Here is a 22,202-nt window from a genome sequence, read left to right as displayed (position 1 = left end):
GCGAACGTAACTTTTGTTCCGTAGCGGACTACAACTCTGCTCAGTCGCAAGTCATACTGCGATCCAAAGAACAAAGAGGAGAGGCAGCATGACGTTCGAGTCGCAGGCGGCACATGATCCCGCGTCCGACGGTCTGGCGTTTGACTTGAAGACGCTGAAGGCGAAGTACCTTTCTGAGCGGGACAAGCGCCTGCGTGCCGATGCGAATGAGCAATATCTCGAGATGAAGGGCCGGTTCGCACGGTTTCTCGAGGACCCTTATATCGAGGCCCCCGGCAATCGCGCACCGCTGGGCGACGAGAAGGACGTGGTGGTGATCGGCGGCGGCTTCGGCGGGCTGCTGGCCGGCGCGAAGCTGCGCGAGGCGGGTGTCGAGGATCTGCGTATCATCGAGAAGGGCGGCGAGTTCGGCGGCACCTGGTACTGGAACCGCTACCCGGGCGCGGCATGCGACATCGAGAGCTACGTCTACCTGCCGCTCCTGGAAGAGACCGGCTTCATTCCTGAGCGCAAGTACAGCCAGGGACCGGAAATCCGCGCTTATTCAAGGCGCATCGCAGAGCATTTCGACCTTCACCGCGACGTACTGTTTCAGACCGAAGTGACGGACCTTGCGTGGGACGAGCAGAGCCGCCGATGGACCGTGTCGACCAACCGCGGCGATGCGATCCGCGCCCGCTTCGTAGTGATGGCGAACGGGCCGCTGCATCGCCCCAAGCTGCCCGGCATACCCGGGATCGAGGAATTCGAGGGTCATACGTTTCATACCAGCCGATGGGATTACGAATACACCGGCGGCGACCAGAACGGCGGGCTGGACAAGCTTGGCGACAAGGTGGTGGGGATAATCGGCACCGGCGCGACGGCGGTGCAATGCGTGCCGCACCTCGGCGAGACGGCCAAGCAGCTTTACGTGTTCCAGCGCACGCCATCGTCGATCGACGTCCGCGGCGACCGCCCCACCGATCCGGAATGGGCGCAGTCGCTCACGCCGGGGTGGCACCAGCACCGGATGGAGAATTTCAACACGCTCGTTTCGGGTGGCTGGGCGGATGAGGACCTGGTGAACGACGGCTGGACCGACATCATCCGCAACCTTGGCATGATCGCGCGCATGAAGGCTGCCAAGGAGGGCGTGCAGGACCCGGACGAGCTGGTGCAACTCGCCGATTTTCAGAAAATGGAATCAATCCGTGCCCGCGTGGACAGCGTGGTCACCGACAAGCAAACTGCCGAGGCGCTGAAGCCCTGGTACAACCAGTTCTGCAAGCGCCCCTGCTTCCACGACGATTATCTCGCCACCTTCAACCGGCCGAGCGTGAAGCTGGTCGATACGCAGGGAAAGGGCGTGGAGCGGATCACGCGCGAGGGCGTCGTGGTGGCCGGCAGGGAATACAAGCTCGACTGCCTGATCTTCGCGACCGGCTTCGAAGTCGGCACCAGCTATGCCCGCCGCGCCGGCTATCATGTCCATGGCGTCGCCGGGCGGACGCTGGAGGAGAAATGGGCGACTGGCGGCCGCACGCTTCACGGCATGACGGTGAACGGCTTTCCGAACATGTTCATCTTCTCGGTGATCCAGTCCGGCTTCACCGCGAACTATCCCCACGCCCTACTGGAGCAAGCTGGCCACGCCGCGCACATCATCGGCCATGCGCTTTCCACGCAGAAATCGCGCGTCGAGGCGACAGAGGCGGCGGAAAACGAATGGACGCAGGAGATCCTTGCGTCGGTACTCGACAGGCGCAAGTTCCTGGAGGAATGCACGCCCGGTTATTATAACGGTGAGGGACAATTGAGCCCGCAGGCGGCCAGCTTCTCCAGCTACGGCAAGGGGCCGGTCGCGTTCTTCAAGACGATCAAGGCTTGGCGGGACGAGGGCTCGATGAAGGGCCTGACGCTCGCCTGACCAAACTACGCCTGCCCATTACAAGGAGCATTGCATGACCGACACCCTGCCCGACACGCATCGTCGCCTCGTCTCCACCGTCACCAAGGACGGACAGGCGCGCCTGTCGATCCAGCAAGTGCCGGTGCCGACGCCCGGCGACGACGAAGTGCTCGTCCGGGTGGAGGCGACGCCGATCAACCCCTCGGACCTCGCGGTGCTGCTGGCGCTGGCCGATCCAGCGAGCTTCAAGGCGGAGGACGGCGCTGCCGTGGCGCCGCTGCCGCCCCAGATCCAGCGGGTGCTCGGCGCGCGCGCGGGGGTCGACCTGCCGGTCGGCAACGAGGGCGCTGGCCTGGTCGTCGCTGCGGGCAGCTCGCCCGAGGCGCAGGCGCTGCTCGGCAAGACGGTCGCGCTGGCCGGCGGCGGCTTCTACGCCCAGTATCGCAAGGTGCGGGCCGCCGATTGCATGGTGGTGCCAGAGGGGACGAGCGCCGAAGAGGCAGCATCCTCGTTCGTGAACCCGCTGACCGCGCTCGGCATGGTCGGCACGTTGAAGCGCGAAGGCTATTCCGGCCTCATCCACACGGCCGCGGCATCCAACCTTGGCCAGATGCTGGTGAAGCTGTGCGCGGCGGACGGCGTGCCGCTGGTCAACATCGTGCGCAGCGAAGCGCAGGCGCAGCTGTTGCGCGATCTGGGCGCGGAGCATGTCGTCGACATGACCGCCGCGGATTTCATGCCGCGGCTGATCGATGCGATCGCTGCCACCAACGCCTATCTCGCCTTCGATGCGGTGGGTGGCGGCAAGCTCGCCGGCCAGATCCTGACGGCGATGGAACAGGCGGCGCTTCGCACGCAGCGCGCCGATGGACCCTATGGCTCGCGCCAGATGAAGCAGGTGTACGTCTATGGTGGCCTTTCGTCCGAACCGACCGAGTTCAACCGTGGCTTCGGCATGCGTTGGCGGATGGGCGGCTGGCTGCTGACCTATTTCCTGGAAGACGTGGGGGCCGAGGAAGCCAAGGCACTGCGCGATCGCGTGGCGCGTGAGCTGAAGACGACGTTCGCCAGCAAATACACCCAGCGCATCACGCTGGAGCAGGCGCTCGATCCCGCGGTTATCGCCGCATATGGCAAGCGTGCGACCGGCGAGAAGTATCTCATCACGCCGCAGCGCTGACCCGGCACCCCGCCGCTCTGCGCCTTCAGGCGCCGGGCGGCGGCGAGAGGGTGACGGTGCGTGCGCCACGATCGACACGGACGCTCGCACCGCCGGGCACGATCATCGTGAAGCCGTCCGCGTGCTGCCAGTCGCCATCGCGCAACTTGCTACCGTCGAGAGCTAGCCATTCGAGATCGTGGCGCACTACCGGGTCGGCGATTTCGGCGTGCGGGCGCCGCCACTGGGATAGCGCTGCGACAAAGGCCTCCAGTTCCTCATCCCGCCCGCTCCAGTCGAGCCAGGAGAGCTCATTGTCCTGCGCATAGGCATTGTTGTTGCCACGCTGTGAGCGGCCGAATTCGTCGCCGGCGGTGAGCATGATCGTGCCGCGCGAGGCGAAGAGACTGGCGAGCATCGCACGAACATCCCCCCGCCCGTCCCGCCCCAGTGCCTTCGCGCTCCAGCTTACCTCATGTGCATGGCCGTCGCGGTTCTCCTCCCCGTTCGCGTGGTTCCGCCGGTCAGCGAAGGAGACGCTATCGGCGAGCGTGAAGCCGTCGTGGGCGGCGACGAAGTTCACCGAACGGGTCCGCTCCTGACCGAACACGTCGGTCGACCCGGCGAGCCTGGTCGCCAGCGCTCCGGCGCTGCCGTCCCCGCGCCAGAATCGGCGCACGTCGTCGCGAAAGCGATCGTTCCACTCCAGCCAGGTCGGCGGAAAATGCCCCAGCTGGTATCCGCCCGGCCCTGTATCCCACGGCTCCGCGATCATAATCCGGTCCTTGAGCACGGGATCGTCGGCGATTGCGGCGAAGATCGGTGCCTCGCGGTCGAAGCCAGGCGCCCGGGCCAGGATCGGCGCGAGATCGAAGCGGAAGCCGTCGACACCTGTCTCCTCAACGAAGTGTCGCAAGGTCGTAAGCGCCAGATCGCGAACCGCCGGGTTCCCGTAATCCAGGGTATTGCCGGTCCCGGCGTCATTGATCAGCGCGCCGTCCGGCGCGCGCGCGTAGACGCCATCATCGAGCCCTCGGAACGACAGCGTTGGACCGTCGGCATCGCTCTCGGCGGTGTGGTTAAGCACGAGATCAAGGATCGTGCCGATGCCATGGGTGCGCAGCGTATCGACGGTCCGACGCAGCTCCGCCATGCCACCGGGGCAGAGGCGCGGATCAAGCGCCATCGGCACCACGGGATTGTAGCCCCAGGCATTGGAGAGCCCGAGCGGCGGCAGGTGACGCTCGTCCAGCCACGCGACGACCGGCATCAGCTCCACCGCATCAACGCCGATCTTGGTGAGGTGCGCCAGGACGGAAGGGTGTGCGAGCGCCGCAACCGTGCCGCGCAGTTCCAGCGGCACTTCCGGATGGCGCATGGTGAACCCGCGCACGTTGACCTCGTAGATAAGCCCACCGGCGCGGAATACCGGCGGCGAGAATGCGAGCGGCGGCAGCGGCCGTGTTACCAGCGCCTTGGGAACGAGATCGGCAGTGTCCTCGCCGGGCACCGCCAGCCGGGGATCAGAGACAAACGGGCGGTCAAGCTGGGTGGCGTTGGGATCGACAAGCAGCTTCGCGAAGTCGAACGGCGGTGGTCCGTCGGCGCGGAGGCCGTAGCGTTGCCCGACAGCCATCGCGACCGTGATGACCCAGTTGCTGCCATCGCGAACCATGGGCAGCCGTGTTTCGTGCTGGTCTTCGTCAAAGAGGCAAAGGAACACGCTGATCGCGCGAGGACTGCGCACGCAGAACTTGGTTGCTATAGGCGGTGCCACTCGCGCTTGTCCGCACACCGGCTATCGATCAGGTGACGACGTCAGGCGCGGTTCGCCCTGTCAGCTTGCGGATCTGTGCGATCTGATCGGCAGCAGCCGCGATCTCGGCGAGCATCTCGGTCGTATCCGCGTCAAGGCGGCCGCCGGCAGGCTCGTAGCGCTCGAGATACACGCGCAGCGTTGCGCCGCTGGTCCCCGTACCGGACAGGCGGAATACGACGCGGCTGCCGCCTTGGAACAGCACGCGCACGCCCTGCTGGCTGCTGATCGAACCATCGGTCGGATCTTCATAGGCAAAATCGTCGGCCGCCTCGACCGTGAGCGTGCCGAACGCTTGCCCGGGAAGCTGGGCGAGCCGATCGCGCAACCCGCCCATCAGCGCGTCGGCAGCGTTGCTCTCGACGCCTTCGTAATCGTGTCGAGCGTAATAGTTGCGCCCGAAGCGTGCCCAATGTTCGGTGGCGATCTGCTTCACCGACTTGCCCGTGGCGGCGAGGATGTTGAGCCACAGCAGGACGGCCCAGAGCCCGTCCTTCTCGCGCACGTGATCGGATCCGGTGCCGGCGCTTTCTTCCCCGCAGATGGTGACGCGGCCCGCATCGAGCAGATTGCCGAAGAACTTCCATCCCGTCGGCGTCTCATAGCACGGGATGCCGAGCGCGGCGGCGACGCGATCCGCGGCCGCGCTGGTCGGCATCGACCGCGCAATCCCCTTCAGCCCTTCGGCATAGCCGGGGGCGAGATGCGCATTGGCGGCAAGCATCGCCAGGCTATCCGACGGGGTGATGAAGATGCCGCGGCCTATAATGAGGTTGCGATCCCCGTCCCCGTCTGAGGCGGCGCCAAAGTCGGGGGCCCCGGGCGACATCATCAGATCGTAGAGCGCGCGCGCATGAACGAGATTGGGATCCGGATGGTGGCCGCCGAAATCCTCCAGCGGTGTGCCGTTGCGCACCCTCCCCGGCGCAAACCCGAGGCGCCGCTCCAGTATTTCGGTCGCGTAAGGCCCCGTCACCGCGCTCATCGCGTCGAACGCCACGGAGAGGCCGGAAGAGCGGATTGCGCCGAAGTCGAACAGCCGTTCCATCAATGCTGCATAGGAGGCGACGGGATCGACGACCTCGACGATCGTGTCCGCCAGCTGGGTTTCACCGAGCGTGTCGATATCGACGTCCGGCGCCTCGAAAATCGCGAAATGATCGATCTCCGTGGTGCGGGCATAGATTGCCGCGGTCACCTTTTCGGGCGCGGGGCCGCCGTTGCCGACATTGTACTTGATCCCGAAATCTTCGTCCGGCCCACCCGGGTTGTGACTGGCGGAAAGGACGAGGCCGCCGATCGCACCGCGTTCGCGGATCAGGTTCGACGCGGCCGGCGTGGAGAGGATCCCGCCCTGTCCCACGATCACGCGGCCGAAGCCCGCCGCCGCCGCCATGCGGATCGCCTTGCCGATCACCTCGCGGTTGAGGAACCGGCCATCGCCGCCGATCACCAGCGTCGCGCCTTCCTTTTCGGGCACAACGTCAAACACGGACTGAATGAAGTTTTCCGCGTAATGCGGCTGCTGGAAGATCTTCACTTTCTTGCGCAGCCCCGAGGTACCGGGCTTCTGGTCCGCAAATGGCCTGGTTGCGACCGCGTGGATCATAGACTGCTCAGTTCCCGATATAGCGCGGCATAGGCGGCCCCGCTGGCTTCCCAAGAAAACCGGGCCTTCATGCCCTGCCGCTGAAGCGATTGCCAAGTCTCGGGCTGGGCATAAAGATCAATCGCCCGGCGGATCGCGAAGAGAAGCGATGCTCGGTCCACGGGATCGAACTGGATGCCGGTGGCAACGCCCGCCCCAAGCGCCGCCGTGTTCGCGTCAATGATCGTATCCGCGAGCCCGCCGGTTCGTGCGACGATCGGCACGCAGCCATATGCAAGACCGTAGAGCTGGGTCAGACCGCAGGGTTCGAAGCGCGACGGGATCAGGATGGCGTCGGCGCCGCCCTGCAGCAGGTGCGATAGTGGCTCGTCGTAGCCGATGCGAACGCCGATTGCGCCGCTGTGTCGCTCCGCGGCATCGAGAAAGGCGCGTTCGAGTGCCCCATCGCCGGAGCCAAGCAGCGCCAGCCGGCCGCCCATCGCGACGAGCTCATCGAGGCATTCGGCAAGGACGTCCATCCCCTTCTGCCACGTAAGCCGGCTGACGACGGTGAAGATCGGCCCGTCGCCCGCTTGCAAACCGAACATGCGCTCCACGGCGTGCTTGTTCGTGGCGCGGCGGGCGAGATTACGGCTCGTGTAAGAGGCCGGCAGAGCGCCGTCGCGCGCGGGGGTCCAGACTGCAGGATCGATACCGTTGACGATGCCGCGGATCTTGTCCTCCCGCGCGCGCATCAGACCCTCCAGTCCCATGCCGAACTCGGGTTCCAGAATCTCGCGCGCATAGGTAGGGCTGACCGTGGTGATCACATCGGCGGCTTCGAGCCCCGCCTTCAGGAAGCCGACGCCGCCATAATATTCCACGCCGTCGATCGCCCAGGCAGCAGCGGGGAGCCCCAGCTCCGGGAAGATCGCGGCGTCGAACCGGCCTTGAAAGGCGATGTTGTGGACCGTCATCACCGTGCGCACACGCGTATCGGCGTAGCGCAGATACGTCGGCGCGAGCGCGGCTTGCCAATCATGCGCGTGAAGAATGTCGAACGACAGGCCCTTGACCCCGCCCCGCGCGATTTCCGCCGCCGCACGCGCAAAGGCGGCGAAGCGGCGCCAGTTGTCGGGCCAATCGGCGCCGCTGGCGTCCCCATACGGACCGCCCTCGCGAACGAAGAGATGCGGCGCATCAAGCACGACCAGCGGGTGCTCGCCAAGCTGGCCGCGAAGCAGCCTCGCCTCTCCGCCGAACAGATCACGCCATTTGTGGATTGCGCGGCCGCCGACGGCCTTCAGCGTCGGCGGATAACCGGGGATGAAGGTAGTCGTGTGAACGCCGTGCGGCGCCAGCGCAGCCGGCAGAGCGCCGACCACATCGGCCAGCCCGCCGGTCTTGACGAGCGGATACGCCTCGGACGCAACAGAGAGGACCTTCACGAGCTGGGCCGAAGAAGGCGAGAGATCATAACAGGCGATCAATCATCGGCTTCGTGATCAGGCACACACCATTCTCCGTGCGGCGGAAGCGCTTGCCGTCCAGCACGGGATCATCGCCGACCACGAGTCCATCGGGGATCTCGACCCCGCGATCGATCACCACCTTCCGCAACCGCGCGCCGCGGCCGATCTTTACGTAAGGCAGGACCACCGCTTCATCGAGCATCGCATAGCTGTGCGTGCGGACGCCGGTGAAGAGCAGCGACTTGAACACCGATGAGCCAGAGACGATGCAATCGCCCGACACGAGGCTCGCGACGGCAGATCCGCGCCTGCCCTCGATATCGTGGACGAACTTCGCCGGGGGTGTGAGTTCGGAATAGGTCGAGATCGGCCAGGAGCGATCGTAGAGATCGAGCGCGGGGACGACATCGGTAAGATCGATGTTGGCTTCCCAATAAGCGTCGACGGTGCCCACGTCGCGCCAATAGGACGACGCCTCGTTGGAAGAGCGCACGCAGGATGTGCTGAACTCGTGCGCGACGGCCTTGCCGTTCTTGACCAGCCACGGGATGATGTCCCTGCCGAAATCGCGGTTCGAGCCGGGGGTCTCGGCATCGCGCTGCAACTGGTCGATCAGCAGCGAGGTGTTGAAGACATAGACACCCATCGAGGCGAGTGCGACGTCGGGCTTGCCCGGCATCGCCGGCGGATCGGCCGGCTTTTCAACGAAATCGATGATCCGCCCGGTTTCATCGACATGCATGACGCCAAAACCGACCGCCTCCATCCGCGGCACTTCGAGGCATGCGACCGTAACATCAGCACCGCTGTCGCAATGCTGCTGGAGCATCAGCTCGTAATCCATCTTGTAGATATGGTCGCCCGCCAGGATGACCATGAACTCGGGGCCATAACTCTCGATGATGTCGATGTTCTGATACACCGCGTCTGCGGTGCCTTCGTACCATTGAAACTCGCTGATGCGCTGCGATGCGGGCAGCACGTCGAAGCTTTCGTTGCGTTCCGGGCGAAGAAAGTTCCATCCGCGCTGCAGGTGCCGGATCAGGGAATGCGCCTTGTACTGGGTAGCGACACCAATACGCCGGATGCCGGAATTCAGCGCATTCGACAGGGCGAAATCGATGATGCGGCTCTTGCCGCCGAAGTAGACCGCCGGCTTGGCGCGCGTATCCGTCAACTCCGCCAACCGGCTCCCGCGGCCTCCGGCAAGAACATACGCCATCGCGTCACGTGCGAGTGGCTGTCCCTTACGATGATCCATCCTCTCGCCCTTATTCTTCGATGTTATTGATCAAATTCTAGCATGATCGTCGCGAGCGGTGGCAGCGTGACCATGGCCTCGCCGCCGCTCGCCACCACCCCGCCGAGATTGCCGAGGCCCGAGCCCCAGTAATCATGCGCGTCGGAATTCAGGATCTCGCGCCAGCGACCGTCATGCGGCAGCGGGATGCGATAGGGCGCGCGCGCTACCGGCGTCATGTTGCAGATGACGGCTACCGGCGCAGCGCCCGGCGCCTTGCGCAGCCAGACGAAGACCGAGTTCTCAGCGTCATCAGCGACGAGCCACTCGAAACCTTCGGGCTCGCAATCGCGGGCGTGGAGTGCAGGTCGTGCGCGGTAAAGATTGTTGAGATCGCGCACGAGCTTGCGCACGCCCTCATGTGCGGTGGCGTGCCGCAGATGCCAGTCGAGTGCGCGTTCCTCGCTCCATTCGCGCCGCTGGGCAAACTCCTGCCCCATGAACAGCAGCTTCTTGCCCGGATAGCCCCACATCATCGCGTAATATGCGCGCAGGTTGGCGAACTGCTGCCAATCGTCACCACACATCTTGGTGAGGAGCGATCCCTTGCCGTGGACAACCTCGTCATGGCTGAGCGGCAGCACGTAATTCTCGCTGAATGCATACATCAGCCCGAAGGTGATATCCTTGTGGTGATGGCGACGATGGATCGGCTCGCGTGACATGTACTTCAGCGTGTCGTGCATGAAGCCCATGTTCCACTTGAAGCCGAAGCCGAGACCTCCGTCATAGGCGGGATGGGTAACCCCCGGCCACGCCGTCGATTCCTCAGCGACGGTGAAGATGCCCGGGTGCTCGCCGTAGACCGCCTTGTTCATCGACTGGAGGAAGGAGGCGGCTTCCCAATTCTCCCGGCCCCCTTCGGCATTGGGGATCCACTCGCCGGCCTTGCGGCTGTAATCGCGGTACAGCATCGAGGCGACCGCATCCACGCGCAGCCCGTCGATATGGTAACGCTCCGCCCAGAAGAGCGCATTGTTGACGAGGAAGGCGCTTACCTCCCGTCGCCCGAAATTGTAGATCGCGGTGTTCCAGTCCGGGTGGTAGCCGAGCCGCGGATCCTCATGCTCGTAGAGCGCGGTGCCGTCGAAGCGGGCGAGGCCATGCGCATCCGTCGGGAAGTGCGCCGGCACCCAATCGAGCAGCACGCCGATGCCGGCACGATGCGCACCGTCGACGAAGCGGGCGAAGCCCTCCACGTCGCCGAAGCGCGCGGACGGGGCGTAGAGGCCGGTCGTCTGGTAGCCCCACGACGGATCGTACGGGTGCTCGGAGATCGGCAGGAACTCGATATGGGTGAAGCCCAGTTCCACCACATAAGGGATCAGCCGTTCGGCGAGGGCATCCCAGGTCAGGAACCAGTCGTTCTCGTCCCGGTCCCAGGATCCCGCATGCACCTCATAGATGCTGATCGGCACCCGGCGCGGGTCGGTCCGTTTCCAATGCTCCTGGTGATCCTGATCGCCCCAAACGTGGGTCGGCGCGCCAGTGGTAATCGACGCGGTGCTGGGCCGCAGCTCACTGGCGAAGGCGAACGGATCGGCCTTCAGCGGCTGCAGATCGCCCTCAGGCCCGATGATCTCGTATTTGTAGCAGCGACCGGCACCAATGTCGGGAATGAAGATCTCCCACACCCCCACGTCACCGCGCCGGCGCATGATGTGGCGGCGGCCGTCCCAATCGTTGAAATCGCCGACGACCGAGACGCGGCGGGCGTTCGGCGCCCACACCGCGAAGTGTACCCCGTCGGCGCCCTCGTGCCGGATCAGGTGCGCGCCGAGTTTGTCGTGCAGGCGGAAGTGATTGCCCTGCGCCATCAGCAGATCATCGACCGGGCCGAGCACCGGGCCGAAGCTGTACGGATCGGTGATCCACCACTCCACGTCGCCACGGCTGGCGCGGTATCGCACCGGCTGCGGATCGCCGCTCACTTCGCCTTCGAACAATCCCCGTTCGTCGATGAGGGCGAGCAACCCCAAGGTGTCGCCGGCGAGGCTGTGCACCTCCAGCGCTTCCGCCCCCGGCACGAGTGCGCGAATGAACGTGCCCTCCGGCCCGGCGTGCGGGCCGAGCAGCGAGAACGGATCATCATGACGGCCCTCCAGCAGGGCAGAGATCGCGCCCTGCGGCGGCTTCACATCACGCCCCAGATGTTGCGCGCATAATCGGCGATCGTGCGGTCGGACGAGAACCAGCCCATGTTCGCGACGTTGCGGATCGCCGCGGCGCGCCAGCCGGCCTGATCGCACCACCGCGCATCCACCTGGCGCTGGGCGGCGGCATAACTGTCAAAATCAGCGGCGACCATGAACCAGTCATGATCATAGAGCCCGTCCATCAGCCCCTTGAAGCGATCCGGATCGTCGGGCGAGAAGACGCCCGACGCGATCGCGTTTACCGCCTGCTTCAGCTCCGCGCTCGCTTCGATCACCTCGCGCGGGCGATAGCCGTCGACCCGCCTGGCCGCGACTTCATCCGCGGTGAGGCCGAAGATGATGATGTTGTCGTCACCCACATGATCCTTGATCTCGACGTTGGCACCATCAAGGGTTCCGATCGTCAGTGCGCCGTTCAACGCGAGCTTCATGTTGCCGGTGCCGGACGCTTCGAGACCGGCGGTGGAGATCTGTTCCGATAGATCAGCGGCCGGAATGATCCGCTCGGCGAGACTGACATTGTAATTGGGAAGGAAAGCGACCCTCAGCAGGCCGCCGACAGAAGGATCGTTATTGATCCGCCGCGCCACATCATTGGCGAGTTTGATGATGACTTTTGCATTGTGATAGCTCGACGCGGCCTTGCCAGCGAAGATCTTCACCCGCGGCGTCCAGTCCCGTTCCGGATGACTGCGGATCTGATCGTATAGCGCCACCGTCTCGATGATGTTGAGCAGTTGGCGCTTGTATTCGTGGATCCGCTTGATCTGCACGTCGAACAACGCATCGGGATCTAACCGCAGCCCGATATTCCCCCTGATGTAGTCCGCCAGTGCCACCTTGTTCGAACGCTTGACCTCGGCGAAACGCTCCCGGAACGATGCATCTTCCGCAAAAGATTCCAGCGCCTTGAGCTCAGCCGCATCATCGCAGAAGCCGGGGCCGATCGCATCGCGGACCAGCGCCGTAAGCCCGGGATTGCACTCCATCAGCCAGCGCCGCGGGGTGATGCCGTTGGTCTTGTTGTTGATCCGATCCGGATACAGGCGGTGCAAATCGGCAAACACCGTCTGCTTCATCAGCATGGTGTGAAGCGCAGCCACGCCGTTGACGCTGTGGCTGCCCATGAAGGCGAGGTTCGCCATTCTCACGCGCCGCTCGCCCGCCTCGTCGATCAGGCTGATGGCGCTGATCGCCTCGTCGCCCAAGCCCGCGCGATGGCGCGCATCACGCAGCACCTTGGCGTTGACCGCGTAGACGATCTGCATGTGCCGCGGCAGCAGCCGCTCGAACAAGGGGAGCGGCCAGCTTTCCAGCGCCTCCGGCAGCAACGTGTGGTTGGTATAGCCAAAGGTGCGCTGCGAAAGATCCCAGGCCTCGTCGAACGAGAGGTGGTGAAAATCGATCAGCAGCCGCATCAGTTCGGCGACGGCCACCGCGGGGTGCGTGTCGTTGAGCTGGATTGCCGCCTTGTCCGGCAGGCTTTTGATGTCGCCGAAATATTGGACGTGACGGCGCACGATGTCCTGGATCGAGGCGGAGGAGAAGAAATACTCCTGCCGCAGCCGAAGCTCCTGGCCGGACGGGTTCGAGTCCGCGGGGTACAGCACCCGTACCAGGCTTTCGGCGCGTGCCTGGCCGGCGAGCGCACCGATGTGGTCACCGGCGTTGAACGCGTCGAGCCGGATCGGGTCCAGCGCACGGGCGCTCCAGAGGCGGAGGGTATTCACCCGTTTGCCGCGCCAGCCGACCACGGGGGTGTCATAGGCCACCGCCTGGACGCCTTCGGCCGGATGCCAGCGGGTGATGCCGCTGTCGGTGCCGGTCACCTCGCCGCCGAACCCGATGAAATAGGCGCTTTCCCGCCGCTCGAATTCCCAGGGATTACCGTGGGCCAGCCAGTTTTCGGGAAGCTCCACCTGCCAGCCATCGTCGATGCGCTGACGGAACATGCCGTTCACATAACGGATGCCGTAGCCGTAGGCGGGCAGGTCCAGCGTCGCGAGGCTCTCCATGAAGCAGGCGGCGAGCCGGCCAAGGCCGCCGTTGCCAAGGGCAGCGTCCGCCTCGATCTCCTCGATTTCGACCAGATCGACGCCAAGCGAGGCGAGCGCTTTTCCAACCTCGGCATTGCGGCCGAGGTTCTGCAGGGCGTCGCGCAGCAAGCGGCCAATGAGAAACTCGAGGCTGAGGTAGTAAACCCGCTTCGCGCCCGCAGCATGCGCCGCGCGGGTAGAGGCCATCCACTTGTCGATGATCTCGTCACGCAGCGTGAGGATCGTGGCTTCGAGCCAATCGTGCTTGCGCGCCGCGCTTTCGTCCTTGCCGATGCGGTGGATCAGCGTGTCGACGATCCGCGTCGCGAGAGGTGAACGTTCAGCGGCGGCGGCGGGAGCAGATCCTGTCATGGCCGGCGAGCTTAACGCGTGATCCCGGAGAGTCACGCCTCGTGCTGCACCGCAACTGACCGTTTCGTACCGTGATCAGACGGTGAAGCTCTCGCCGCAGCCGCAGGCGCCCTTGGCATTCGGATTGTTGAAGACGAAGCCGGCGGTGAAATCGTCTTCCACCCAGTCCATCGTCGATCCGATGAGGTACAGGATCGAGCCGCCATCAACGAAGAGCGTGCCGCCCTCCGTCTCGATCTTCTCGTCGAACGGCTTGGCCTCCGTCACATAGTCGACAGAGTAGGCGAGGCCCGAACAGCCGCGCCGCGGCGTCGAAAGCTTCACCCCGATGGCGCCCTCCGGCGCAGTCGCCATCAGCGCGGCGATGCGGGCCTTGGCCGTGTCGGTGAGGATCAGCGCCGCGGGGCGCTCACGAACAGTCGTCGCCATCACAACATCCCCAGTTCGAGCCGGGCCTCGTCGGACATCTTGGCCGGATCCCACGGCGGATCCCACACGAGGTTCACATCGACGATCGCGATTCCCGGCACCGATCCGACGCGAAGCTCAACCTCAGCCGGCATGGATTCGGCGACCGGGCAGTGCGGCGTCGTCAGCGTCATGGTGACCACGGCGTGACCGTCGTCCGTCACTTCGACATTATAGATGAGGCCAAGCTCGTAGATGTTCACCGGGATCTCGGGATCGTAGATCTCCTTCAGCGCATCGATCACCGCCTCGTAAAGCGCGCCGCCCGGCTCATGCGCCCGCTCACCTCCCGGCTTCTGCGCCAGAAAGCCTTCGAGGTAGTCGCGCTTGCGAGCGAAGGTCTCGGTAACGCTCTCGGCGGGCGTTTCCACCGCATCCTCCACGCGGGCGCGGGGCGGCTTGGTTTCCGCCTCGACTTCCTCAACCCGGATCGGTTCGCTGCTCATCCGAAGATCCTCGTCACTCGTTCAATACCTTTTGCCAGCGCCTCGACATCGGCCGGCCCGTTATAGACGCCGAAGCTCGCGCGAGCGGTCGCCTCGACGCCCAGCGTCTCCATCAGCGGCTGCGCGCAATGATGGCCGGCGCGGATCGCGACCTTCGCCTCGTCCAAGATGGTGCCGATGTCGTGCGGATGCACCCCCTCGATGGAGAAGGAGACGATCCCGGCGCTGTCCTCCGGCCCGAACAGGCGCACGGAGTTGATCGCGGACAGCGCCTCGCGCGCCTGGCGGACCAGCGCTGTCTCATGTGCATGGATGCGGTCGAGACCGATGCCCTCGACATAATCGATCGCTGCATGGAGGCCGAGCGCGCCGACGATATGCGGCGTTCCCGCTTCGAAGCGCGTCGGCGCCGGGGCATAGGTCGTCTTAGCGAAGGTCACGCGGTCGATCATCGATCCGCCCCCCTGATACGGCGGCATCGCATCGAGCAGCTCCGCCCTGCCCCACAGCACGCCGAGACCCGTCGGGCCGTACAGCTTGTGCGCGGAAAAGACGTAGAAGTCGCAATCGAGATCGACGACGTCGACCGGCATGCGCGGCACGGCCTGGCAGCCATCGATCAGGATTTTCGCACCGACGCCGTGCGCAAGCGCGGCCGCGCGTTTCGCGTCCAGCACCGATCCCAGCACGTTCGACACATGAGCCAGCGCGACCAGCTTGTGCGCCGGCGTCAGCATCGCGGCCATAGCGTCGAGATCGATGCGGTGATCGGCGGTCAGCGGCACGACGTCGATCGCGGCACCGACACGCTCGGCGACCATCTGCCACGGGACGATGTTCGAATGATGCTCCAGTGCCGACAAGAGGATCCGGTCGCCCGCCTTCAGCTGAGTCCCCGCCCAGCATTGCGCGATGAGGTTGATCCCCTCCGTGGCGCCGCGAACGAAGACGATCTCGCCTTCCTCCCCGCCGATGAAGTCAGCGACGCGGCGACGCGCGGCCTCATAGGCCAGCGTCATGTCCGCCGACCGCTGGTACACGCCGCGATGGACGGTAGCGTAAGTGGTGTCATAGCCACGCGTGATCGCGTCGATCACCGGGCGCGGCTTCTGCGCCGTCGCGGCGGTATCGAGATAGGCCCAACCCGCTGGAATCGCCGGAAAATCGGCAAGCACATCGAGTGGGCGGGCAGTGGCGAGAACGGTCATGCGACCTCGCGAATGTTGAGGAAGTTGAGGCGCTGGCGCGTTTTTCTCAACATTGGGGATGCGACGAACATAGGGGGACGCTGACAGATGAAGCGCGCGTAGGACAGGTCCAGGACGAGACCGGCACCCACCGCGTTCCTTCCGAGCATCGTCGTGGAACGTGCGGCCAGCGATGCGCCCGCGGCCGGTCCCTCGACCGCGCTCGGGACGAACGGGGTGAGCGATTGGTCCATCAATCCAGCGCCGCCTCGAGCCAGGCATCGGCGTCCGCCTCGAACGCCGCGCGCACCGTCTCGTCGCCGATCCGCTCCAGCGCGTCGGCGACGAACGCCCGCGTCAGGATTGCCTCGGCACGCGCCCGCGGGATGCCGCGGCTCTGCATGTAGAACATTGCGCGCTGGTCGAGCTCGCCAACCGTCGCGCCATGCGCGCACTTCACGTCATCGGCAAAGATCTCCAGCTCGGGCTTCAGGTTTACCGTCGCGGTGCGATCGAGCAGCAAGCCGCGCAGGCTCTGCTCGCCGTCGGTCTTCTGCGCATGGCGCGCCACCTCGACCGCCGCTGCCAGGCTGACCTGCGAGCGATCCGCCGCGACCGCGCGCCACACCTGCCGCGAGGAGCCATTGGGATGCGCATGGTTCACGCGCACCGCACATTCCTGCTTCTGGTCAGCCGACGTCAACAGCGCGCCGCCATATTCGGCGAAGGCGCCGTCGCCCGCCATGGTCAGCTGCGCATCGATCCGGCTCCCCTGCCCACCGGCACCCAGGAACACGGTGACGAGGCTCGCCGCCTCCCCGATCTCCGCCGCTTCGCGCAGCGACACGAACCCAGCGGGCTGGAGCAGCCGCACCGACCGCATCAGCCGCGCGCCCTTGCCCAGCCGCGTGCGGGTAAAGCGGTTCTGCCAGCCAGCACCGACGAACGTCTCCACCACCTCGGCCGCGGCATCGTCGGCAAGGATGATCTCCGCCGGCACATGGTTCTGACGCCCGGTGGCGACATGGACGATCTGCACCGGATCGGCAGCCGCCTGCGCATCGAGGTGGAGCGACCAACCGGTGCCGCCAGCGCGGCGGCCGAGCGGGTGATCGTCCGCGGCGAGCGTGCCGATCGTCACGCGATGAAGGTCGCTGCGCGCTTCATCAAACACGCCGTCGATGAACAGCAGCTTCGCACCCGGAAGGTCGAGGAAATCGGCCTCCGGCGCCGCGATCGGCGCGAGCGCCGCTGCCGCCGCCAGCCCGCCGAGATCGGCCCAGCGCCAGGCCTCCTCTCGGGCCGAGGGAAGATCAAGCACGGCGTCGCTCACGCCGCGACCTCCGCATAGCCCTCACGCTCGAGCTGATGCGCGAGCTCCGCGCCGCCCGACCGGGTGATGCGGCCATCGGCCAGGACATGAACGAAGTCCGGCTTCACGTAATCCAGCAGGCGCTGGTAGTGGGTGATCAGCAGCACGGCCTTTTCGGGCTTGCGCATGATGCGGTTGATGCCGTCGCCCACGATGCGCAGCGCGTCGATGTCGAGGCCGCTGTCGGTCTCGTCGAGGATCGCGAACTTGGGATCGATGATCCCCATCTGCACCATCTCGTTGCGCTTCTTCTCGCCGCCGGAGAAGCCGACGTTGACCGGGCGCTTCAGCATGTCCTGATCGAGGCCGAGCGCATCGGCCTGCGCCCGCGCCAGCTTCAGGAACTCACCGCCCGACAGCGGCTTCTCATTCCGGCCGGCGCGCTGGGCGTTCAGGCTTTCGCGCAGGAACTGGACGTTCGACACGCCCGGGATCTCGACCGGATACTGGAAGCCGAGGAACACGCCTGCCGCGGCGCGCTCATGCGGCTCCAGCTCAAGCAGATCGACACCATCGAAGGTGACGCTGCCTTCGGTCACTTCGTAGCCGGGGCGACCGCCGAGCACATAGCCGAGCGTCGACTTGCCCGCGCCGTTCGGCCCCATGATCGCGTGGATCTCACCCGCATTCACGGAGAGGCTGAGGCCCTTGAGGATCGGCTTGCCGTCGATCTCGGCGTGAAGGTTTTCGATTCTAAGCATGGTCATTCCGAAATGAAGGCGGTCGGAGCGGCCGACCCGCAAAGGTGAGTGACGGAAGCGCCAGTCATCCGACCGAGCCCTCGAGACTGATGCCGAGCAGCTTCTGCGCCTCGACGGCGAATTCCATCGGCAGCTGCTGAAGCACCTCGCGCGCGAAGCCGTTGACGATCAGCGCCACGGCGGCTTCCTGATCCAGGCCGCGGCTCATCGCATAGAACAGCTGGTCCTCGCTGATCTTCGACGTCGTCGCCTCATGCTCGATCTGCGCGCTAGGGTTGCGCACCTCGATATAAGGCACGGTGTGCGCGCCGCACTGGTCGCCCAGCAGCAGGCTGTCGCACTGGGTGAAGTTGCGCACGCCCTCCGCGGTCGGCGCGACGCGCACCAGCCCGCGATACGTGTTGTCCGAACGCCCCGCGCTGATCCCCTTCGACACGATGGTCGAGCGGGTGTTCTTGCCCAGGTGGATCATCTTGGTGCCGGTGTCCGCCTGCTGGCGATTGTTGGTCACCGCGACCGAGTAGAACTCACCGACGCTGCCATCGCCCAGCAGCACGCAGCTCGGGTATTTCCACGTCACCGCGCTTCCCGTTTCGACCTGCGTCCAGCTGACCTTGCTGTTCTTGCCTTGGCACAGCGCGCGCTTGGTGACGAAATTGTAGATACCGCCAAGGCCATTCTCGTCGCCCGGGTACCAGTTCTGCACCGTCGAATATTTGATCTCAGCATCGTCCAGCGCGACCAGTTCGACCACCGCGGCGTGAAGCTGGTTCTCGTCGCGCATCGGGGCCGTGCATCCCTCGAGGTACGACACGTACGCGCCCTTGTCGGCGACGATCAGCGTGCGCTCGAACTGGCCGGTATTCTCGGCATTGATGCGGAAATAGGTGCTGAGCTCCATCGGGCAGCGCACGCCCTCCGGAATGTACACGAACGTTCCGTCGGAAAAGACCGCGCTGTTCAGTGTCGCGAAGTAATTGTCATGCTGCGGCACGACCTTCCCGAGCCACTTCTTCACCAGCTCGGGATATTCGCGGATCGCTTCCGAAATCGACAGGAAGATGACGCCCGCCGCTTTCAGCTCCTCGCGAAACGTGGTCGCGACGGAGACGCTGTCGAACACCGCGTCGACCGCGACCTTGCGCGCGCCCTCGACACCGGCGAGCACTTCCTGCTCGGCGATCGGAATGCCCAGCTTCTCATAGGTGCGGCGGATTTCCGGATCGAGTTCGTCCAAAGACGCAATCGTCTTCTTCTGCTTGGGCTCCGCGTAATAATAGGCGTCCTGATAGTCGATCGGCGGGATGTTGAGCTTTGCCCAATCCGGCGATTCCATCGTCAGCCATTTGCGGAATGCCTTCAGCCGCCAGTGGAGCATCCACTCGGGCTCGCCCTTCTTGGCGGAGATATAGCGAACGGTGTCTTCGTTCAGCCCCTTGGGCGCGAAATCCTGCTCCACCTCGGTGGCGAAGCCCCATTCGTACTTCTTGGATACCGCGGCGAGCGCCTCGGCGTTCTTGGTGGCCATGTCAGGCGTCCACTTTCATGTCGGTCATTGCGCGTCCGCCGGCAGCGCCGGTGACGATCGGAGTAGTGGCGGCAAGCTGGGTCAGCGTGATGCCGGCAAGCGCGCCGCGCACCGCATTGTTGACGACCGCCCAATGCGGCTTCACGCGGCAGCTGCCGTCCAGCGCGCAATCATGCTGGGCGGTGTCGACGCAGGTGGTGAGCGCGATCGGCCCCTCCACCGCCTCGATGATGTCAGCCAGCGTGATCGTGGCCGGCGGGCGCGACAGGCGGAAGCCGCCACCGGTCCCGCGCGTGCTTTCGATCAGTCCGGCGGAGGAAAGCCGGCTCACCAGCTTCTGCGCGGTAGGAAGCGGTACGCCGGTTTCCTGCGCCAGGCTGGTCGCATTGACGCGCGCCAGCCCGCCGCAATGGCGCGCCGCAGCCGTCATCATGACGACAGCATAATCGGCAAGGCTGGACAGACGCATATTGCGAGCGGTTCTCAAATCGGACTAATTCGTTCTGATTGCCAAATGGGCGTGCGCGCGGCGGAAATCAACCGCCTTGATGCGCGCAGTTCAGGTGTCCGAGATGATCGGATGAACCTGGCCATGCAGCGCGTTGCGCTGGCTGATCGTCAGCTGGGCGAGCAGCCCCGGCTGGTCGCGCATCTGCCGCGGCGTCATGCCGGTGAAGCGCTTCACCTCGCGGATGAGATGAGGCTGATCGTAGAAGCCGTCGGCGAGGAGCTCATCGAGTGTCGCGCTGCCGCTGTTGAGCGCGGAGGCGGCACGGAGCGCGCGGTACTTGCGGGCGAGCACCTTGGGCGGCGCGCCGTAGAGCGCATTGCAGCGTCTTTCCACTTGCCGGCGCGACAGGCCGGTCGCGGCGACCAGCTCATCGAGATCGGGCGATGGGCTGCCGGCGAGCCACGCATCGACCTGACGCGCGAAGGCGAGCCAGCGCGAGCCTGCGGCGGTGATGGACTGGCGCACGAACGACGCGGCGATGGCGACGCGCGCATCGACGTCCGCCGCGGCCCGCATCTGGTCAGCGGCTTCTACGATCGCCGGCCCGAAAGCCGCGACGCCATCGAGCGCGCGGTTGAGCATCGTCGAGGCGTCAAGCCCGAGCAGCGCGGCCCATCCGGCGGGCTGAAGCCCCATGCCGACGACCAGCAGCGGCCCTTCCGCGCGCGTGCGAATCGCGCCCGTCGTGGCACCGACGACATGAAGCGCGGGCGCATCCTGCCGCGAGCCATCGGGGAAGTCGTAGGTAGCTGTCCCGGGGGACAGCCGGAAGCGAAGTTGCGCATGATCCGCGCGCTCGACATCCTCGAACATCGGCACGTCTGCGCAAAAATGATAGAAAAGCGTGACGTAAGGCTGAAGGTCTTCGGGCGGCACCCGATAGTCCAACGCAACATCCGTCATGATACGTGCCCTACGTCAACAGGACGAAGGTACCTGTATCATTACGAAAAGAAAAGCGGCTCGGTCGCCGAAGCGGCCGAGCCTTAGTGGAGAACCCCCACCACGGGGGCCCTTCGGGTCGCACATCGGTTAGAACCTGAATTGGCGGCGGCGTATTGTACGGATGCGACATGACCCTGAACGAATGCGCCAGCGACGGTGAGCGCTTGATTCGGCAGGCGCTTTGCGGGCACCGCGCGCAGCCATGAGCTTTCCACTTCGCGCCGCCCTCTTCGCCCTGGACGCCGAGCGCGCGCACCGGCTGACGATCCGCGGCCTTGCCGCCTGGGGACGCGCCGGAGCGCCGGGCGGCAGCACAGTCGACGATCCGATCCTGCGGACGAGTGTGGCGGGGATCGACTTCGCGAACCCGCTGGGCCTCGCGGCGGGTGTGGACAAGGATGGTGAAGCGGTGACCGGCCTTCACGCGCTTGGCTTCGGCGCGGTCGAGGTGGGGACGCTTACCCCCCTGCCCCAGCCGGGCAATCCGAAGCCGCGGTTGTTCCGCCTGGTGCCGGAGCATGCCGTGATCAACCGCATGGGCTTCAACAATGGCGGCCTCGCTGCGGCGATCGAGCGCCTGCCGGCCCCGGCCAAGCGGCGCGGCGTGCTTGGCCTGAACGTGGGCGCGAACAAGGACGCCAAGGATCGCGTCGCCGATTACGTCGCGGGCGTAGCGGCGGCGTCGAAGGTCGCCGATTACGTGACCATCAACGTGAGTTCCCCCAACACACCGGGGCTGCGCGACCTGCAGCATGGCGCGGCGCTGCGCGATCTGCTGAGCGCGACGCGACTGGCGGCCGGCACAAGGCCGCTGTTCCTGAAAGTGGCGCCGGACCTGGAACCGAGCGCGATCGACGACATTGCGCGCGCGGTGATCGAGCACCGGCTGGATGCGCTGATAATCGGCAACACCACCGTCTCGCGCCCGCCGCTCGGCTCGCAGCATGCCGGCGAGGCCGGAGGCCTTTCCGGCCGGCCGCTCGCCCCGCTTGCGCGCCAGCGACTGGCGGATTTCCGCAGCGCGACCGCCGGCGCGATCCCGCTGATCGCAGTCGGGGGGATCGACAGCGGCGCGGAAGCCTATGCCCGGATCCGCGCAGGGGCGAGCCTGGTGCAGCTCTACAGTGCGATGGTCTATGCCGGGCCCGGCCTGCCGGTGCGTATCCTCAAGGATCTGGCCGCGCTGCTTCGACGCGATGGCTTTGCTTCGGTGAGCGAGGCAGTGGGCTTAGGTTGACGTTCAGCAAGCCCCCG

At 65.5% G+C, this 22,202-nt stretch carries 18 protein-coding genes; 3 read left to right on the top strand and 15 right to left on the bottom strand.

Annotated features, from left to right (window positions below; translation table 11 throughout):
* Nucleotides 1-88 precede the first annotated feature (88 nt).
* Together ACH0AE_RS09830 and ACH0AE_RS09825 are read left to right on the top strand one after the other, a co-directional pair.
* Nucleotides 89-1,909 (top strand): NAD(P)/FAD-dependent oxidoreductase, encoded by a 1,821-nt coding sequence (locus tag ACH0AE_RS09830; RefSeq protein ID WP_294441693.1) that lies wholly within the window; start codon nucleotides 89-91, stop codon nucleotides 1,907-1,909.
* Between the two features lie 34 nt (nucleotides 1,910-1,943).
* Nucleotides 1,944-3,071 (top strand): zinc-binding dehydrogenase, encoded by a 1,128-nt coding sequence (locus ACH0AE_RS09825; RefSeq protein WP_294441694.1) that lies wholly within the window; start codon nucleotides 1,944-1,946, stop codon nucleotides 3,069-3,071.
* A 25-nt stretch (nucleotides 3,072-3,096) separates the two neighbouring features.
* Here the strand turns inward: ACH0AE_RS09825 and ACH0AE_RS09820 are convergent, their stop codons facing one another.
* The 15 genes from ACH0AE_RS09820 to ACH0AE_RS09750 all read right to left on the bottom strand — a co-directional run bounded on the left by ACH0AE_RS09820 (nucleotide 3,097) and on the right by ACH0AE_RS09750 (nucleotide 20,906).
* Nucleotides 3,097-4,845, bottom strand: coding sequence for a glycogen-debranching protein (locus tag ACH0AE_RS09820; RefSeq protein WP_294441695.1), 1,749 nt, complete (start codon nucleotides 4,843-4,845; stop codon nucleotides 3,097-3,099).
* 10 nt (nucleotides 4,846-4,855) lie between these two features.
* Nucleotides 4,856-6,475: an alpha-D-glucose phosphate-specific phosphoglucomutase gene (locus ACH0AE_RS09815; RefSeq protein WP_294441696.1), complete on the bottom strand. Its 1,620-nt coding sequence runs from the start codon at nucleotides 6,473-6,475 to the stop codon at nucleotides 4,856-4,858.
* Nucleotides 6,472-7,902: a glycogen synthase GlgA gene (gene glgA / locus ACH0AE_RS09810; protein WP_294441697.1), complete on the bottom strand. Its 1,431-nt coding sequence runs from the start codon at nucleotides 7,900-7,902 to the stop codon at nucleotides 6,472-6,474. The genes ACH0AE_RS09815 and glgA overlap by 4 nt, the downstream gene beginning before the upstream one ends.
* Nucleotides 7,903-7,927: 25 nt before the next feature.
* The gene (gene glgC / locus ACH0AE_RS09805; protein WP_294441698.1) at nucleotides 7,928-9,187 is read right to left on the bottom strand and encodes a glucose-1-phosphate adenylyltransferase; all 1,260 of its coding nucleotides are present in this window, start codon (nucleotides 9,185-9,187) and stop codon (nucleotides 7,928-7,930) included.
* 23 nt (nucleotides 9,188-9,210) lie between these two features.
* Entirely contained in the window at nucleotides 9,211-11,364 is a 2,154-nt protein-coding gene (gene glgB, locus ACH0AE_RS09800; protein ID WP_294441699.1) for a 1,4-alpha-glucan branching protein GlgB, read from the bottom strand.
* Nucleotides 11,361-13,790, bottom strand: coding sequence for a glycogen/starch/alpha-glucan phosphorylase (locus tag ACH0AE_RS09795; protein WP_294441700.1), 2,430 nt, complete (start codon nucleotides 13,788-13,790; stop codon nucleotides 11,361-11,363). Before ACH0AE_RS09795 ends, glgB begins: the two co-directional genes overlap by 4 nt.
* A gap of 75 nt (nucleotides 13,791-13,865) precedes the next feature.
* A complete protein-coding gene (locus ACH0AE_RS09790) occupies nucleotides 13,866-14,219 on the bottom strand; it encodes an iron-sulfur cluster assembly accessory protein (protein ID WP_294441701.1) in 354 nt (117 codons plus the stop codon).
* A complete protein-coding gene (locus tag ACH0AE_RS09785; RefSeq protein ID WP_294441702.1) occupies nucleotides 14,219-14,704 on the bottom strand; it encodes an SUF system Fe-S cluster assembly protein in 486 nt (161 codons plus the stop codon). The genes ACH0AE_RS09790 and ACH0AE_RS09785 overlap by 1 nt, the downstream gene beginning before the upstream one ends.
* A complete protein-coding gene (locus ACH0AE_RS09780) occupies nucleotides 14,701-15,912 on the bottom strand; it encodes a cysteine desulfurase (RefSeq protein ID WP_294441703.1) in 1,212 nt (403 codons plus the stop codon). Before ACH0AE_RS09780 ends, ACH0AE_RS09785 begins: the two co-directional genes overlap by 4 nt.
* A complete protein-coding gene (locus ACH0AE_RS09775) occupies nucleotides 15,909-16,145 on the bottom strand; it encodes a hypothetical protein (protein ID WP_294441704.1) in 237 nt (78 codons plus the stop codon). Before ACH0AE_RS09775 ends, ACH0AE_RS09780 begins: the two co-directional genes overlap by 4 nt.
* Nucleotides 16,145-17,224 carry a SufD family Fe-S cluster assembly protein gene (locus ACH0AE_RS09770; RefSeq protein ID WP_294441705.1) on the bottom strand — a complete coding sequence of 360 codons (1,080 nt, stop codon included), beginning with the start codon at nucleotides 17,222-17,224 and terminating at the stop codon, nucleotides 16,145-16,147. Before ACH0AE_RS09770 ends, ACH0AE_RS09775 begins: the two co-directional genes overlap by 1 nt.
* Nucleotides 17,221-17,964 (bottom strand): Fe-S cluster assembly ATPase SufC, encoded by a 744-nt coding sequence (gene sufC / locus ACH0AE_RS09765; RefSeq protein ID WP_294441706.1) that lies wholly within the window; start codon nucleotides 17,962-17,964, stop codon nucleotides 17,221-17,223. Before sufC ends, ACH0AE_RS09770 begins: the two co-directional genes overlap by 4 nt.
* A 64-nt stretch (nucleotides 17,965-18,028) precedes the next feature.
* A complete protein-coding gene (gene sufB / locus ACH0AE_RS09760) occupies nucleotides 18,029-19,492 on the bottom strand; it encodes a Fe-S cluster assembly protein SufB (RefSeq protein WP_294441707.1) in 1,464 nt (487 codons plus the stop codon).
* Nucleotide 19,493: 1 nt separating this feature from the next.
* Nucleotides 19,494-19,961 carry an SUF system Fe-S cluster assembly regulator gene (locus ACH0AE_RS09755; protein ID WP_294441708.1) on the bottom strand — a complete coding sequence of 156 codons (468 nt, stop codon included), beginning with the start codon at nucleotides 19,959-19,961 and terminating at the stop codon, nucleotides 19,494-19,496.
* A gap of 90 nt (nucleotides 19,962-20,051) precedes the next feature.
* On the bottom strand, nucleotides 20,052-20,906 hold the full coding sequence (locus tag ACH0AE_RS09750) for an AraC family transcriptional regulator (RefSeq protein ID WP_294441709.1): 855 nt from the start codon (nucleotides 20,904-20,906) through the stop codon (nucleotides 20,052-20,054).
* A 244-nt stretch (nucleotides 20,907-21,150) separates the two neighbouring features.
* Between ACH0AE_RS09750 and ACH0AE_RS09745 the strand changes: the two genes are divergently transcribed.
* Nucleotides 21,151-22,185 (top strand): quinone-dependent dihydroorotate dehydrogenase, encoded by a 1,035-nt coding sequence (locus tag ACH0AE_RS09745; protein ID WP_294441710.1) that lies wholly within the window; start codon nucleotides 21,151-21,153, stop codon nucleotides 22,183-22,185.
* Nucleotides 22,186-22,202: the final 17 nt, after the last annotated feature.

Source organism: Sphingomonas sp. 179-A 2A2 NHS (assembly GCF_045371305.1).
In the GTDB taxonomy this organism is placed as follows: domain Bacteria; phylum Pseudomonadota; class Alphaproteobacteria; order Sphingomonadales; family Sphingomonadaceae; genus Sphingomonas.
Note: the sequence above shows the minus strand (reverse complement) of the source record. Positions and strands in the feature narration are given on the sequence as shown.

What these genes read in the sequence shown, in the direction of transcription:
- ACH0AE_RS09830 (WP_294441693.1), top strand. Translation starts at nt 89, where the DNA reads ATGACGTTCGAGTCGCAGGCGGCACATGATCCCGCGTCCGACGGTCTG.
- ACH0AE_RS09825 (WP_294441694.1), top strand. Translation starts at nt 1,944, where the DNA reads ATGACCGACACCCTGCCCGACACGCATCGTCGCCTCGTCTCCACCGTC.
- ACH0AE_RS09815 (WP_294441696.1), bottom strand. Translation starts at nt 6,475, where the DNA reads ATGATCCACGCGGTCGCAACCAGGCCATTTGCGGACCAGAAGCCCGGT.
- glgC (WP_294441698.1), bottom strand. Translation starts at nt 9,187, where the DNA reads ATGGATCATCGTAAGGGACAGCCACTCGCACGTGACGCGATGGCGTAT.
- ACH0AE_RS09795 (WP_294441700.1), bottom strand. Translation starts at nt 13,790, where the DNA reads ATGACAGGATCTGCTCCCGCCGCCGCCGCTGAACGTTCACCTCTCGCG.
- ACH0AE_RS09790 (WP_294441701.1), bottom strand. Translation starts at nt 14,219, where the DNA reads ATGGCGACGACTGTTCGTGAGCGCCCCGCGGCGCTGATCCTCACCGAC.
- ACH0AE_RS09785 (WP_294441702.1), bottom strand. Translation starts at nt 14,704, where the DNA reads ATGAGCAGCGAACCGATCCGGGTTGAGGAAGTCGAGGCGGAAACCAAG.
- ACH0AE_RS09780 (WP_294441703.1), bottom strand. Translation starts at nt 15,912, where the DNA reads ATGACCGTTCTCGCCACTGCCCGCCCACTCGATGTGCTTGCCGATTTT.
- ACH0AE_RS09775 (WP_294441704.1), bottom strand. Translation starts at nt 16,145, where the DNA reads ATGGACCAATCGCTCACCCCGTTCGTCCCGAGCGCGGTCGAGGGACCG.
- sufC (WP_294441706.1), bottom strand. Translation starts at nt 17,964, where the DNA reads ATGCTTAGAATCGAAAACCTTCACGCCGAGATCGACGGCAAGCCGATC.
- sufB (WP_294441707.1), bottom strand. Translation starts at nt 19,492, where the DNA reads ATGGCCACCAAGAACGCCGAGGCGCTCGCCGCGGTATCCAAGAAGTAC.
- ACH0AE_RS09755 (WP_294441708.1), bottom strand. Translation starts at nt 19,961, where the DNA reads ATGCGTCTGTCCAGCCTTGCCGATTATGCTGTCGTCATGATGACGGCT.
- ACH0AE_RS09750 (WP_294441709.1), bottom strand. Translation starts at nt 20,906, where the DNA reads ATGACGGATGTTGCGTTGGACTATCGGGTGCCGCCCGAAGACCTTCAG.
- ACH0AE_RS09745 (WP_294441710.1), top strand. Translation starts at nt 21,151, where the DNA reads ATGAGCTTTCCACTTCGCGCCGCCCTCTTCGCCCTGGACGCCGAGCGC.